The 13,133-nt window shown below is 72.2% G+C and carries 14 protein-coding genes; 9 read left to right on the top strand and 5 right to left on the bottom strand.

Going from position 1 to position 13,133, the window contains the following annotated elements:
* The first annotated feature begins 132 nt into the window (after window positions 1-132).
* Complete coding sequence (locus ACFW1I_RS13810) at window positions 133-636, top strand: FBP domain-containing protein (protein ID WP_384669504.1); 504 nt, start codon at window positions 133-135, stop codon at window positions 634-636.
* Between the two features lie 49 nt (window positions 637-685).
* Here the strand turns inward: ACFW1I_RS13810 and ACFW1I_RS13805 are convergent, their stop codons facing one another.
* Complete coding sequence (locus tag ACFW1I_RS13805; protein WP_384669503.1) at window positions 686-1,870, bottom strand: acyl-CoA dehydrogenase family protein; 1,185 nt, start codon at window positions 1,868-1,870, stop codon at window positions 686-688.
* A 280-nt stretch (window positions 1,871-2,150) separates the two neighbouring features.
* Between ACFW1I_RS13805 and ACFW1I_RS13800 the strand changes: the two genes are divergently transcribed.
* The 3 genes from ACFW1I_RS13800 (at window position 2,151) to ACFW1I_RS13790 (ending at window position 4,702) form a co-directional block, all read left to right on the top strand.
* Entirely contained in the window at window positions 2,151-3,335 is a 1,185-nt protein-coding gene (locus tag ACFW1I_RS13800; protein WP_384669501.1) for a CaiB/BaiF CoA transferase family protein, read from the top strand.
* 76 nt (window positions 3,336-3,411) lie between these two features.
* Window positions 3,412-4,083 carry a GntR family transcriptional regulator gene (locus tag ACFW1I_RS13795; protein WP_384669500.1) on the top strand — a complete coding sequence of 224 codons (672 nt, stop codon included), beginning with the start codon at window positions 3,412-3,414 and terminating at the stop codon, window positions 4,081-4,083.
* Between the two features lie 58 nt (window positions 4,084-4,141).
* Window positions 4,142-4,702: an exonuclease domain-containing protein gene (locus ACFW1I_RS13790; RefSeq protein WP_384669498.1), complete on the top strand. Its 561-nt coding sequence runs from the start codon at window positions 4,142-4,144 to the stop codon at window positions 4,700-4,702.
* An 18-nt stretch (window positions 4,703-4,720) separates the two neighbouring features.
* Here the strand turns inward: ACFW1I_RS13790 and ACFW1I_RS13785 are convergent, their stop codons facing one another.
* Both ACFW1I_RS13785 and ACFW1I_RS13780 read right to left on the bottom strand, forming a co-directional pair.
* Window positions 4,721-5,311, bottom strand: a complete 591-nt coding sequence (locus ACFW1I_RS13785; protein WP_384669496.1) for a hypothetical protein — start codon at window positions 5,309-5,311, stop codon at window positions 4,721-4,723.
* Window positions 5,312-5,427: 116 nt separating this feature from the next.
* The gene (locus ACFW1I_RS13780) at window positions 5,428-5,844 is read right to left on the bottom strand and encodes an ATP-binding protein (protein WP_384669495.1); all 417 of its coding nucleotides are present in this window, start codon (window positions 5,842-5,844) and stop codon (window positions 5,428-5,430) included.
* A 198-nt stretch (window positions 5,845-6,042) separates the two neighbouring features.
* Between ACFW1I_RS13780 and ACFW1I_RS13775 the strand changes: the two genes are divergently transcribed.
* Window positions 6,043-6,909: a Scr1 family TA system antitoxin-like transcriptional regulator gene (locus ACFW1I_RS13775; RefSeq protein ID WP_384669493.1), complete on the top strand. Its 867-nt coding sequence runs from the start codon at window positions 6,043-6,045 to the stop codon at window positions 6,907-6,909.
* Window positions 6,906-7,094 carry a DUF397 domain-containing protein gene (locus ACFW1I_RS13770; protein WP_384669492.1) on the top strand — a complete coding sequence of 63 codons (189 nt, stop codon included), beginning with the start codon at window positions 6,906-6,908 and terminating at the stop codon, window positions 7,092-7,094. The genes ACFW1I_RS13775 and ACFW1I_RS13770 overlap by 4 nt, the downstream gene beginning before the upstream one ends.
* A 21-nt stretch (window positions 7,095-7,115) precedes the next feature.
* On the opposite strand, the gene ACFW1I_RS13765 is transcribed toward ACFW1I_RS13770, so the two are convergent.
* Window positions 7,116-7,865, bottom strand: a complete 750-nt coding sequence (locus ACFW1I_RS13765) for a DUF4352 domain-containing protein (protein WP_384669491.1) — start codon at window positions 7,863-7,865, stop codon at window positions 7,116-7,118.
* Window positions 7,866-8,087: 222 nt separating this feature from the next.
* Here ACFW1I_RS13765 and ACFW1I_RS13760 point away from each other — a divergent pair, with 222 nt between their 5' ends.
* Window positions 8,088-8,681, top strand: a complete 594-nt coding sequence (locus tag ACFW1I_RS13760; RefSeq protein ID WP_384669489.1) for a TetR/AcrR family transcriptional regulator — start codon at window positions 8,088-8,090, stop codon at window positions 8,679-8,681.
* Between the two features lie 134 nt (window positions 8,682-8,815).
* The gene (locus ACFW1I_RS13755) at window positions 8,816-10,891 is read left to right on the top strand and encodes a discoidin domain-containing protein (protein WP_384669487.1); all 2,076 of its coding nucleotides are present in this window, start codon (window positions 8,816-8,818) and stop codon (window positions 10,889-10,891) included.
* Between the two features lie 83 nt (window positions 10,892-10,974).
* Here the strand turns inward: ACFW1I_RS13755 and ACFW1I_RS13750 are convergent, their stop codons facing one another.
* Complete coding sequence (locus ACFW1I_RS13750) at window positions 10,975-12,258, bottom strand: YncE family protein (protein ID WP_384669485.1); 1,284 nt, start codon at window positions 12,256-12,258, stop codon at window positions 10,975-10,977.
* 178 nt (window positions 12,259-12,436) lie between these two features.
* Here ACFW1I_RS13750 and ACFW1I_RS13745 point away from each other — a divergent pair, with 178 nt between their 5' ends.
* On the top strand, window positions 12,437-13,033 hold the full coding sequence (locus tag ACFW1I_RS13745) for a CBS domain-containing protein (protein ID WP_384669484.1): 597 nt from the start codon (window positions 12,437-12,439) through the stop codon (window positions 13,031-13,033).
* Window positions 13,034-13,133: the final 100 nt, after the last annotated feature.

The raw sequence follows: 13,133 nt of genomic DNA, 5'->3' as shown, positions 1-13,133 counted from the left end.
ATTTCCGGCCGTAGCATTTTTTTTAATAACCGCCCCGGGGGGGGGGGCGGCGGGGGGGCGAGGCGGGCGCGGCCCGGCCACAAAAATAAACCCCCCCCCCCGCCCCCCGGAGATGCCTGTACGGTCCAACGAGTGGAACCGTTGACTGAGAAAGAGATCCGTTCGTCGTTCGTGAACGCGACGAAGGGGGACGCCGCGCGGCTGAAGCTGCCGCTGGACTTCGCCGAGACGCCCTGGGAGGACCTGGACTTCCTGGGCTGGGTGGATCCGGGCGCGCCGCTGCGGGCCCATCTGGTGGTGCGCCGGGAGGACGGCCCGCTGGGGGTGTCCCTGCGGGTGCCGGCGGCGGGCCGGACGAGCGCCGTGAAGACCAGCCTGTGCCAGATCTGCCTGACCGGGCACGCCTCTTCGGGCGTGACGCTGCTCGCGGCCCCGCTGGCCGGGGCGCGCGGCCGGGAGGGGAACACGGTCGGCGTGTACGTCTGCGCCGACCTGGCCTGCTCGCTCTACCTGCGCGGCAAGCGCGTTCCCAGGCTGCGCGGGGTGCGCCACGACGAGACCCTCTCCGTGCCGGAGCGGGTGGCCCGTGCCATGGGGAACCTGGACGCCTTCCTCGCGCGCGTGACCGCGGGCTGAGGCCCGGGGCGGCCCGGCCGGGCCGCCCCTCGCGGAACCCTCGGACGGGTCAGCGGAACGCCTGCTCGCCGGTGAGCGCCTTGCCGATGACCAGCGAGTGGACCTCGCTGGTGCCCTCGTAGGTGAGGACGGACTCCAGGTTGTTGGCGTGCCGCAGCACCGGGTACTCCAGGGTGATGCCGTTGGCGCCGAGGATGGTCCGGCACTCGCGGGCGATGGCGATGGCCTCGCGCACGTTGTTGAGCTTGCCCACGCTGATCTGCTCGGGCGTGATCTCGCCCGCGTCCTTCAGCCGGCCCAGGTGGAGGGCGAGCAGCATGCCCTTGCCGAGCTCGACGGACATGTCCGCGAGCTTCTGCTGGGTGAGCTGGTACGAGGCGAGGGAGCGGGCGAAGACGGTCCGGTCCTTCGCGTAGGAGATCGCCGTCTCCAGGCAGTCGCGGGCGGCGCCGAGGGCGCCGAAGACGATGCCGAAGCGGGCCTCGTTGAGACAGCCGAGCGGCCCGGAGAGGCCGCGGGCGTCGGGCAGCATCGCGTCGGCGGGGAGCCGGACGTCCTCCAGCACCAGCTCGGCGGTGACGCTGGCCCGCAGCGACAGCTTCATCGTGATCTCGGGGGCGCTGAAACCGGGGGTGCCGGCCGGGACGAGGAAGCCGCGGACGCCCTCCTCGGTGCGGGCCCAGACCACGGCGACGTCGGCGACGGAGCCGTTGGTGATCCACATCTTGGTGCCGTTGAGGATCCAGTCCGAACCGTCCCGCTTGGCGTTCGTCCGCATCGCGCCCGGGTCGGAGCCGGCGTCGGGCTCGGTCAGGCCGAAGCAGCCGATGTACTCGCCGGCCGCCATCTTCGGCAGCCACCGCTGCTTCTGCTCCTCGGAGCCGTGCTTCCAGATCGCGTACATCGCGAGCGAGCCCTGCACGGAGACCAGGGAGCGCAGGCCCGAGTCGACCGCCTCCAGCTCCATGCAGGCCAGGCCGTACGCCACCGCGCTGGTCCCCGCGCAGCCGTACCCGTCCAGGTGCATGCCGAGCACGCCCAACTCGCCCAGCGTGCGGGCGAGTTCCCGGGCCGGGATCTCCCCCTTCTCGAACCAGCCGGCGATGTGCGGGCGCAGCTCGCGGTCCGCGACGGCGCGGACGGTGGCGCGGATCTCCCGCTCCTCGTCGCTGAGCAGGCCGTCGACGGCGAGCAGTGCGAGGGGGTGGGTGGGGCTGGACGGCGAGGACTTCACGGGCGGCCTCCTGGCGGCTGTGACGAGGGTCGTGCTCGGCGTGGCGTGCCGAAGCGTAGCCGCAGATTGGATTTTGGATCCAGTATTGAGATTCCGCTCTCCAGCCCCTACGGTCCGGATTGGATCCAATCTCCAACGTCCTGGATCCACGATCCGATGTCCTGGATCCCCTATCCAGCACATCGGATCCGATCTTTTTGATCCAACCTTTTGGATCCAAGAGGTTGGATCCAAAAGATCGGATCCCACGCCACCGGCCCGCCCACCGAGGGAGCGCGGAATGCACACGGACCACCCCCAGGAGGCCGGCCCCGGCGCCCTCTCCGGCATCGTCGTCGCCGACTTCGGCCGGGTCCTCGCCGGCCCGTACATGACGATGCTCCTGGCCGACCTCGGCGCGGACGTGATCAAGATCGAGCGGCCGGACGGGGGCGACGACACCCGCGCCTGGGGGCCGCCGTTCGCGGACGGGCAGGCCACGTACTTCCTCGGCGTCAACCGCAACAAGCGGTCCGTGGCGCTCGACCTCACCGACCCGGACGGACGGGCCGCGGCGCGGGCGATCGTCGACCGGGCGGACGTCCTGGTGGAGAACTTCCGCCCGGGGACGATGGAGAAGCTGGGCCTCGGCTTCGAGGAGGTCCGCCGCACCAACCCCGGGCTCGTCTACTGCTCGGTGACCGGCTTCGGAACCGACGGGGGCGCCGCGCTGCCCGGTTACGACCTGCTCGTGCAGGCCATGGGGGGCCTGATGAGCGTCACCGGCGAGCCGGGCGGGCAGGGGACGAAGGCCGGAGTGGCGCTGGTCGACGTCATCACCGGGCTCCACGCCGGGCTCGGGGTGCTCGCGGCCCTGCGCCACCGGGAGCGCACCGGCGAGGGGCAGCGCGTCGAGGTCTCCCTCCTGGGCTCGCTGCTCTCCGCGCTCACCAACCAGGCGGCCGCACACCTCGGCGCCGGGGTCGTCCCGCGCGCGATGGGCAACCGGCACCCGAGCATCACCCCGTACGAGGTCTTCGAGGCGCGGGACCGGCCGCTGGTCCTGGCGGTGGGGAACGACCGTCAGTTCCGGGCGCTGTGCGAGCGGATCGGCCGGCCCGGACTGGCCGAGGACGCGCGGTTCGCCACCAACACGGCCCGCGTCGCCCACCGCGAGGAGCTGACGGCGGCGCTCGCCGGGTCGCTCGCGGCCCGCACGGCCGACGCCTGGTTCGAGGAGCTGACCGCGGCCGGCGTGCCGTGCGGGCCCATCAACGACCTGGCGGGGGCGTTCGCGCTGGCCGACCGGCTCGGTCTCGGCGCCCGCCTCCCCGAGGAGGCCGCCGGTCCCGGCCAGGTCGCGCACCCGGTCCGCCTCGGCGCCACCCCGCCCTCGTACCGGTCCGCTCCCCCGCGGCTCGGCGAGCACACCGCCGAGGTCGTGGCCGGAATCCCGCCTGTGGACAACTCGGCGGCGGGCCGTTGATCCATAGGAAGATGGCGGTCACCGGCGGCGACGAAGGCCGCCGGTGCGCAGGTGACGTGGAGGGAAGGTCGGATCGATGAGCGACGCGGTGGAGAGGCGACGTCCCCGGACGGCCCAGCAGTTCGTGCTGGAGGAGCTGCGGAGCGCCATCACAAGTGGAGAGCTCCGCCCGGGCGCACCGATCCGCCAGGACGCGCTCGCCGCCCGGCTCGAAGTGAGCCGGGTGCCGCTCCGCGAGGCCCTCAAGGCGCTGGAGGCCGAGGGCCTGGTCGTCCACCACGTGCACCGGGGCTACTTCGTCGCCGAGCTCTCCCTCGCCGACCTGGAGGAGGTCTACCGCATCCGCGCCCTCCTGGAGACCGAGGCGGTCCGCAGGGCCATGAGCATCCCCCCGGACGGCCTCTTCGAGACCATGAAGGACATCCAGCGCGAGGTCGAACGGGCCTCCAGGGCGGGCGACGTGACGGCCATGGCCGAGGCCAACCGCCGCTTCCACCTCACGCTGATCGAGGCCTCCGGCATGCCCCGCCTGGTCCGCATGATCACCACGCTCTGGGACGCCACGGACGCCTACCGCTCCCTCTACTACACCGACCCGGTCCATCGCGACCAGGCCGTCCACGAACACCGCGCCGTCCTCTCCGCCCTCCGCGAATCCGACGAGGACGCCGCCGTCCGATGGCTCGACGACCACCGCGCCCACGCGGTGGCGGCACTGCGCGCGGTGCTGGCCCCGCACGAGGACTGAGCCGGGGCACCGGGAAATCCAGGTGCCCCGGCCCGGTCCGGCCTCCTACGCTCCGCGCATGGACACCCGCCACCTGATCAATGTCGTCGACGTCGAGGCGACCTGCTGGGACAAGCAGCCGCCGCCCGGCGCGGTGAGCGAGATCATCGAGATCGGCCTGACCGTGGTGGATCCGACGGCCGGTGAGCGGGTCGGCCGGCACCGGATCCTGGTCCGCCCGGCCCGCTCGCGCGTGAGCGCGTTCTGCACCGAACTGACCGGCCTCACCCAGGCCGAGGTCGACACCGGCGTCGACTTCGCGACCGCCTGCCGCCTCCTCGCCCGCGACCACGAAGCCGGCACCCGCCCCTGGGCGAGCTGGGGCGACTACGACCGCAAGCAGTTCACCGGCCAGTGCGAAGCCACCCGCACCCCGTACCCCTTCGGCCGCCGCCACACCAACGCGAAGGCCGTCTTCACCGAGGCCCACGGCCTCCGCCGCCGCCCCGGCATGGCCCAGGCCCTCGCCCACGCCGGCCTCCCCCTGGAAGGCCGCCACCACCGCGGCGAGGACGACGCCTGGAACATCGCGGCCCTCATCCTGGACCTGGCACGCAGGGGCGCCTGGCCGTCCGCCTGAGAGCACCCGGCACCTGGGTCAGCGGGACGCGGTCGTCTCGACCTTGAACAGGGGGTGTTCCGTGCCGTCGGCGAACTCCAGCACGCCCGGCTGGTCGTCGGGCACCGCGAGGAGGGTCGTGCCCCGCACGAACTCGCCGGGCCGGGGGTCCGGTTCGCTCAGCAGGCTCTCCTCCACGAAACCGACCCCGGCGCAGTTCCCGCCGAGCTCCGGTTCGACCTGCGTGGTCTCGCCGTCCTTGCCGGTCCAGCGCGCCCGCGACAGGAACCCGGTGTCGAACTCCTCGTCACTGACGTTCTCGACCTTGAACTCCAGGCAGACGAACGTCGTGCCGGGTTCGGCGATCTCGGGGTCGAGGTACTTGCCCTGAGGGAGCCGGTCGGCCTGCTTCAGGTCCGTGAGGGTCACGTCGGCCGAGCTCGCCGGGATGTCGAGGATCTCGACGGGCGCGGTCCTGACCGTCAGCGTCTTCCCCTTCTTGAGGGTGGGCACGTCGTCCGCCGACGCCGACGGGGTGGGGCCGGCGCGTCCGGCGGCGGCACCGCCCGTCGTGCCGCCCGGGCTCCAGCCGGTCAGCAGGGCGGCGCCGGCGGCCAGCGCCACCCCCATGGTCGCGAGACGTGCGGACCCGTGAGGGCGACGCGGATTTCCTCCCATGGCGGCGGCTCCTTCCGACCACTCCCCCGCCTCCAGCTTCCTCCCGGGCCACGCGGACCGCACGCCGGTCAGTCGCCGCGCGGGGACCCCGCCGGCCGGGGGCCGAGAACCGCCCAGACGGTCTTGCCGCCGGGCGGGTACGGGACCACTCCCCAGCCGTCGGCGAGCGCGGCGACCAGCGGCAGCCCCCTGCCCCCGACCCCCTCGCGCTCTCCCTCGCGCACGACGGCGGGCCACCGGTCGCCGCGCGCGTCGGTGACCTCGACGCGGAGGACGCCGGCCGCCGTGTCCAGCGCCAGGCCGAGCCGGAAGTCCCGGCCCCGCAGCCGTCCGTGAAGAACGGCGTTCGCGGCGAGTTCGGCCACGACCTGCTCGGCACGCTCCGTGAGCTCCTGCGGCGCGCCCCAGAAGTACAGCTCGGTCAGCGTGAGCAGCCGGGCGAGGCGGGCACCGCTCCGTGTCGACGAGATCAGCTGGCTGAACATACGTACGGTGGAGGACAGTTGAGGTGATGTCTGGTTCACGGGGCCACAGTGACGGCCGCGCACCGCGACCCGCGAGAGCCGCACCCCGTACGCGGCGTCAGCGTACGGGCACCCATGGTGGACAGTACGGGGTCCTCGCCGTCACGCTGAGTAGGCCGACCGCGGAGCTGCCGCGGGTGTACGTGGAGGTGGCGGCGTATGAGCATCGTCGAGGCCGAGGGCGACGACGACTTGGGGGCCGAGGACGGGGAGCGGGAGCCCGACCCTTCGGACAGCCTGCGGACGTTCGGCGCCGTCGTCCAGGCCCTGCGCGAACACGCGGGACTCAGCCGGGCCGAGTTCGCGGAGCTGGTCCGCTTCTCCAAGCACACGGTGGAGTCGGTGGAGTTGGGACGGCGGATGCCGGACGAGGCGTTCATCGACCGGGGCGACGCGGCGCTGGGGAACACGGGGGCGCTGCGGAGGTCCGCCCCCTTCCTCTCCCGGGCCGAGGCGGGCCTGGCGGTGTGGTTCCGGCGCTGGGCCCGCCTGGAGAAGGTGGCGGTGAGCCTGTGCACGTACGAATGCCGGCTGGTGCCGGGGCTGCTGCAGTCGGAGGCGTATGCGAGGGCGGTGTTCGAGGGCACGATCCCGCTGCTGACCGACCGGAAGCTGGAGACCCAGCTCGCCGCGCGCCAGAAACGGCAGAGGATGCTGCTGGAGCGACCGACCGTGCCCTTCAGTTTCATCGTGGAGGAGCACGTCTTCCGGCGCCGGTTCGGCAGCGCGGAGGAGATGCGGGAGTTGCTGGACCACGTCCTGGAGGCCAGTGCGACTCGTAACGTGACGCTGCAAGTCGTACCTCTGGAAGCGGGGTTGCACGCGTGCCTGGACGGCGCGGTGCGACTTCTGGAAACCCTGGACGGCAGGCGGTACGGCTATTCCGAGGGGCAGCAGAACGGACGCCTCGTCACCGACCCGAAAGAGGTACGACTGCTCTACCAGCGCTATGACACACTGCGCTCGCAGGCCCTCAACCCGAAGGAATCTCGGGGCCTGCTGGAGCGACTGCGAGGAGAGCTATGACCGCCCCGAAGGAACTCGCCTGGTTCAAGTCCAGCTACAGCGGCAGTCAGGGCGACGATTGCCTTGAGGTCGCCGTCGCCGGACAGGTCGTGCACGTCCGGGACTCCAAGGACGTCAGCCGCCCCGCCTTCGCGGTCGGCCGCGAGGGCTGGGGACGGTTCGTCTCCTTCGCTTCGGCGGAGTAACGGACGTGATCCGGCTCCCCGTCAGCTCGACGTGGTGACGCCGCCCAGGCGGACGACGGCCTGGTCGCCTTCGGTCATGCCTCGGGAGCCGGAGAACACCCACTCGGCGGGGCTCGCGTCGGCGGGGATCTTGTAGACGAAGACGGCCTCGCGTCTGAACCCGGGCTGGACCTCCTCGCCGCAGGCGTCGGCCTTGCGGTTGGCCTTGACCAGGAACGCCTCTTCGATCAGGTCGAACTTCCGCCCCTCGGCGTCGACGAGGCCCTGGGAGATCCCGCCGCCGCACACGGGGTCGAAGGAGTCGGTGCCGTCGTTCTGGACGGTCGTCTCCACGATCGCGAACTTCGCTCCCGCACCGGCCTTGAGGATCTTGTCCGAGTCGAAGTCGTCGAGGGTCACCGTCACGACCTCGGCGACCTTCTCGACCGTGACGGTCGCGCCGCCGCTCTTCGCCTTCTCCCCGATCGCGAAGCTCTTGGTGGTGGGGGTCGGGCTGGGGACCGTCTCCGGCTCCTGCGGGGGATCGGCGGGGTACGTACGGGTGTCCTGCCAGATCGAGGGGGTGGCCGACGGCGCGGCGGCGTCCTCGACGGAGACGCTGTCGCCTCCGACGAGTGCGGCGGTGACGCCGGAGGAGACCCCGGCGACGAGCACGGTCCACACGGCCACCAGGACGGCGGTGCGGCGTGCCGGGCGCGGCCTGGCGGGTGCGGGGACGGGGACGGGGGCGGCGGTGAGGGTGGGCTCTTCGGTGGGCCTGGGCGGGATCATGGCAGGAGACTCCTGGGCCCGCGGGTGCGTCGGCAAGAGGCGGGTGGATCCGTTTCGGGGCTTTTCGCGTCGGGGAGCGGGGAAATGGCCTGATCCCGACGGTCCGCGACGACGCTCGATCCCGCGCCGCCCAGGGAGGGCGTGCCGACGGCCGTCGGCGGCCTGGCCACCGGGCGCCCGGCGCTCTCCGGTTACCCTGACGCCTTGACCCGAGGAGGAAGCATGGCGCGGATGCCGTCGGCGGAGCGACGCCGGCAGCTGGTCGAGGCGGCTATCAGGGCGATGACCAGGGACGGGGTGGCCAGGACCACCACGCGGTCGATCTCCGCGGAGGCCGGTGTCTCGCTGAGCGTCTTCCACTACTGCTTCGACTCCAAGCAGGCCCTCCTGGAGGCCGCCATAGAGACGATCATCGGCGACTACGTGGCGCGGGTGCGGAAGGCGGTCGAGCCGCGGGCGACGCTGGGGGAGACCGTGCGGGCGGCGCTGCGGGCCTACTGGGAGGACGTCACCACGCATCCGGGCGCGCACATGCTGACGTACGACCTCACCCAGTACGCTCTGCGCGAGCCCGGGTTCGAGCATCTGGCCCGCGCCCAGTACGAGCAGTACGTGCGGTCGGCGACCGAGCTGGTGGAGCAGGTGGGGTCCGCGCTGGGGACGGAGCCGAAGGTTCCGGTGGCGACGGTGGCGCGCCATCTGGCGGCGGCGGTGGACGGCATGACGCTGCAGTACCTGGTGCTCCGGGACGAGGAATCCGCCGCCGAGCAGCTGGAACTGACGGCTGATCAGCTGGTTCGGCTGATCGAGGGCTGAAGCACGGGAGCCAGGGGGGCGGGCCGCCGCATTTTCTTCAACAGGTCATTTGACCCGGACTCTTGACTCGGACCTTCCGCACCGCGATCCTCGGGGCGCCCGGTACACCCCCACCGACCGGAGGCTTCGCGACCATGGCCCCACGCACCACCCGAAGCACTTCCCCCTTCCGCGGGACACGCCGCCTCGGTCTCGTGTCCCTCTTCCTCGCCCTCGCGGCGGTGCTCTTCGGCGCCGCGCCCGTCCCCGCGGCCGGCGCGCCGTGGTGGGAGCCGGCCGCCCGGCCGGGGCCCGATTCCCAGATCAACGCCACGGGCGCGCCGTTCACCGGCACCGACGCCCAGGGGCGGGTGCGCGGCTTCGTCGACGCGCACAACCACGTGATGTCCAACGAGGGCTTCGGCGGCCGGCTGATCTGCGGCAAGCCGTTCTCCACGGCCGGTGTCGCCGACGCCCTGAAGGACTGTCCCGAGCACTATCCGGACGGCTCCGGCGCCCTCTTCGAGAACCTGACCGGCGGCGCGAACGGGAAGCACGACCCGGACGGCTGGCCGACGTTCGCGGACTGGCCGGCCCACAACTCGCTGACCCACCAGCAGAACTACTACGCCTGGCTGGAGCGCGCCTGGCGCGGCGGCCAGCGCGTGCTCGTCAACGACCTGGTCTCCAACGGCCTGTTGTGCTCGATCATGCCCCGGGACCGCGGGTGCGACGAGATGGAGGCCATCCGGCTGGAGGCCCGGAAGACCTACGAGATGCAGGACTACGTCGACTCGATGTTCGGCGGCCCGGGCAAGGGCTGGTTCCGCATCGTCACCAGCGCCGACCAGGCGCGGTCGGTGATCGAGCAGGGCAAGCTCGCCGTCGTCCTCGGCGTGGAGACCTCGGAGCCGTTCGGCTGCAAGCAGATCCTCGACGTGGCGCAGTGCGACCAGGCGGACATCGACCGCGGCCTGGACGAGCTGTACCAGCTCGGGGTGCGCAGCATGTTCCTGTGCCACAAGTTCGACAACGCGCTGTGCGGGGTCCGCTTCGACAGCGGCACGACGGGCGTGGCGGTGAACATCGGCCAGTTCCTGTCCACCGGCACCTTCTGGGCGACCGAGCGGTGCGCCGGCCCGCAGCAGGACAACCCGATCGGGCTGGTGGCGCCCGCCGCGATGGCGGAGAAGCTGCCGGCCGGGGTGAGCGTGCCGAGCTACGCCTCCGACGCGCGCTGCAACACCCGGGGGCTGACCCGCCTGGGCGAGTACGCGCTCCGGGGCATGATGGACCGGGGCATGATGCTGGAGCTCGACCACATGAGCGTGAAGGCGGCCGGCCGGGCGCTGGACATGCTGGAGGCCGAGGAGTACCCGGGCGTGCTCTCCACGCACAGCTGGATGGACCTCGACTGGACCGAACGGCTGTACAAGCTGGGCGGGTTCACCGCTCCGTACATGCACAGCGCGGGCGGCTTCATCGGCGAGGCGAACGGGAAGGCCGAGCTGCGCGAGAAGTACGGCGTCGGCCTCGGGTACGGCACCGACATGAACGGCGTCGGCGGCTGGCCCGGCCCGGTCGGCCCGGACGCCCCGAACGCGGTGACGTACCCGTACCGCAGCTTCGACGGCGGCACCGTCCTCGACCGGCAGGTGACCGGCGAGCGGACCTGGGACCTGAACACGGACGGCGCCGCGCACGCGGGTCTGGTGCCGGACTGGATCGAGCAGATCCGGCTCACCCCCGGCGGCCCCGAGGTGATCGGGGACCTGGCGCTGGGCGCAGAGTCGTACCTGCGGACCTGGCGGGCGACCGAGCGGCACGAGCCGGGCGAGAACCTGGCGGCGGGCAGGCCCACGTCGGCCAGCTCCGCCGAGTGGCACCCCTTCACCAGCTACGCCTCCGGGCGCGCCTTCGACGGTGACACCGGCACCCGCTGGGCGAGCGACTGGTCGGACGACCAGTGGCTCCGGGTGGACCTGGGCGAGGTGCGGCGGGTCGGCCGGGTGACCCTGGACTGGGAGCGGGCCTACGCCCGGCAGTACCGGATCGAGGTCTCCGAGGACGGCGAGAACTGGCGGTCGGTCTGGTCGACGGAGGCCGGGGACGGCGGCTACGACACGGCCGAGTTCGCCTCCACGTCCGCCCGTTACGTACGGATCCACGGGGAGCGGCGGGCCACGCAGTGGGGCTACTCGCTCTACGAGGTGACGGTCGCCCGCTCCTGAGCGTGCCCGGCGGCGGACGACGAGGAAGGGCCGGCCGGATCGATGGCGATCCGGCCGGCCCTTCCGGCCTTCCCGACGGTCCGTCAGCCGGCGGTCGGGGACGTCCAGTCGGCGGGGACGCGGGCGAGCCGGACGCGCTGGGGGTGGTCGCCGACCGCCACGGTCGCGACGCGCTCGCCGGTGGCGAAGTCGATGGCGCTGACCTGGTCGGCGCCGCTCTCCGAGACGACGCAGGCCCGTCCGTCGCCGCTGACGGTGGCCCAGTAGGGCTTGCTGGTGGGGACGAGCGGACCCTGCTTCAGGGTCTCGCGGTCCACGACGGTGGCGTAGTCGTCCATGGTCCCGGCGACGCAGAGCTTGCTTCCGTCGGGGCTGATCGAGAGTCCGTGGTGGCGCGAGTCGTTGACCCAGGTGGTGCGGTCCGGGTTCGTGGCGGGGTTGCCCGGCAGGTTCTTCAGGCGGGTGACCCGGTCGCTCTCGACGTCGTACTCCAGGAAGCCATTGAGGAAGGAGACCTGGAAGTAGAGCTTCTTCTCGTCGGGGGTGAAGACGAGCGGGCGGACGGCGTCGGAGAGGTCGTCGCGGCCGAAGGCGTCGAGGCGGGAGCGCATGTCGATCACGCGGACCGTCTCGAAGGTGGTGGCGTCCACGACGGTGATCTTCCGGTCGCCCTTGGTCCAGTCGAGCCAGGGGGCGTCGAGGGCGGTGGTGACCTCGCCGATGGACATGTTCCAGAGGCGTCCGTCGGAGGTGAAGACGTTCTCGTGGGGCTTGTCGCCGGTCTTGAAGCTGCCGAGTTCGCGGCCGGTGGCGATGTCGAGGACGTGGACGGTGTTGGCGGTCGAGGCCGAGACGGCGACGCGGGTGCCGTCGGGCGAGACGGCCATGTGGTCGGAGCGGTGACCGGCCACGGGGAAGCGCCAGTTGATCCGGCCGGTGCGCAGGTCGAGGGAGACGACGTCGGCGAAGCTGGGCCGCGAGACGACCATGGAGGCGCCGTCGGGGGTGGCGTACATGTCGTCGACGAACTGGTCGTGCCCCTCGCCCGGTCCGCTGCGGACGCCGAGGAAGAACGCGAGCTTGACGGGGTTGAGGTAGATCTCGCGGAGCCGCTCCTCCTTGTCGGGGATCACGTTCAGCCGGCCGATGCGGTGGAAGTCGCCGCGGGCGGCGATGACGTCGGCGGTGCCGTCCCAGTTGTTGCCGACGAACATCACCTCCTGGAGCGGACCTTCCGCCGCGGGGGCCGCGGGCGACGCGGCCGGGGGCGCGGCGACGGCGGGGGCGAGGAGGGTGAGGGAGGCCGTGAGGGAGGCAGCGAGGGCGACCGCGAGGCGCCGGGTCCGGGTCGTACGTGCCGAGGGCATGGGGGTGCCTCTCTTTCCTTGACGGGCAGGGGACTTACCGGAGGTAACTCGCAGGTAACCATGGACCCGTCCCGCCCACAAGACGTCTTCGCACCCCCGTTCCCCACCCCTCCCGCACGCCGCGCGCGGCGGATGCGGGATCATGGAACCGTCACTCGCAGAAGGGACGGAACGGACGATGAGGCACCGCAGCGTGGCGGACCTGATGACCCCGACGGCGGTCTCGGTCCAGCGCGGGACACCGTTCAAGGAGATCGCACGGCTCCTCGACGAGTACGGCATCACGGCGGTGCCGGTCGTCGACGAGGAGAACCGGCCGGTGGGGGTGGTCTCGGAGGCGGACCTGCTGCGCCGGCACACCGCCAAGGACGGCCCCAGCACCGCCGAGGCGATGATGTCCAGCCCGGTGCACACCGCCCGCCCCTCCTGGACGGCGGTCGAGGCGGCCCGGCTGATGGAGCGGCACCGGGTGAAGCGGTTGCCGGTGGTGGACGCGGGCGGGCGGCTCATCGGCGTGCTCAGCCGCAGCGATCTGCTGCAGCTCTTCCTGCGCCGGGACCGCGCGATCCAGGAGGAGATCCGCGAGGACGTGGTCGTCCGCATCCTCGGCCTCTCCCCCGCCGCCGTCCACATCGACGTCGACGAGGGCCGGGTCACGCTCAGCGGCACCGTGGGACGCGCGGACCTGGTCCCGCTGCTGCGGCGCCTGTGCGAGTCCGTCGACGGGGTGGTCGAGGTCGTCGACCACCTGGTCGTGGAACCGCCTCGGGAGTAGTCGCACCGCGGCCCCCCGGGTACCCCGGGGGCCCCGGGGCCGTGCGTCGGCCGGGTCCTCACGAGACCGCCTCCCGCCAGCCCGATCCGGGGCCCCTGTG

This window comes from Streptomyces sp. NPDC058955 (assembly GCF_042741435.1).
Lineage (GTDB): Bacteria > Actinomycetota > Actinomycetes > Streptomycetales > Streptomycetaceae > Streptomyces.
Note: the sequence above shows the minus strand (reverse complement) of the source record. Positions and strands in the feature narration are given on the sequence as shown.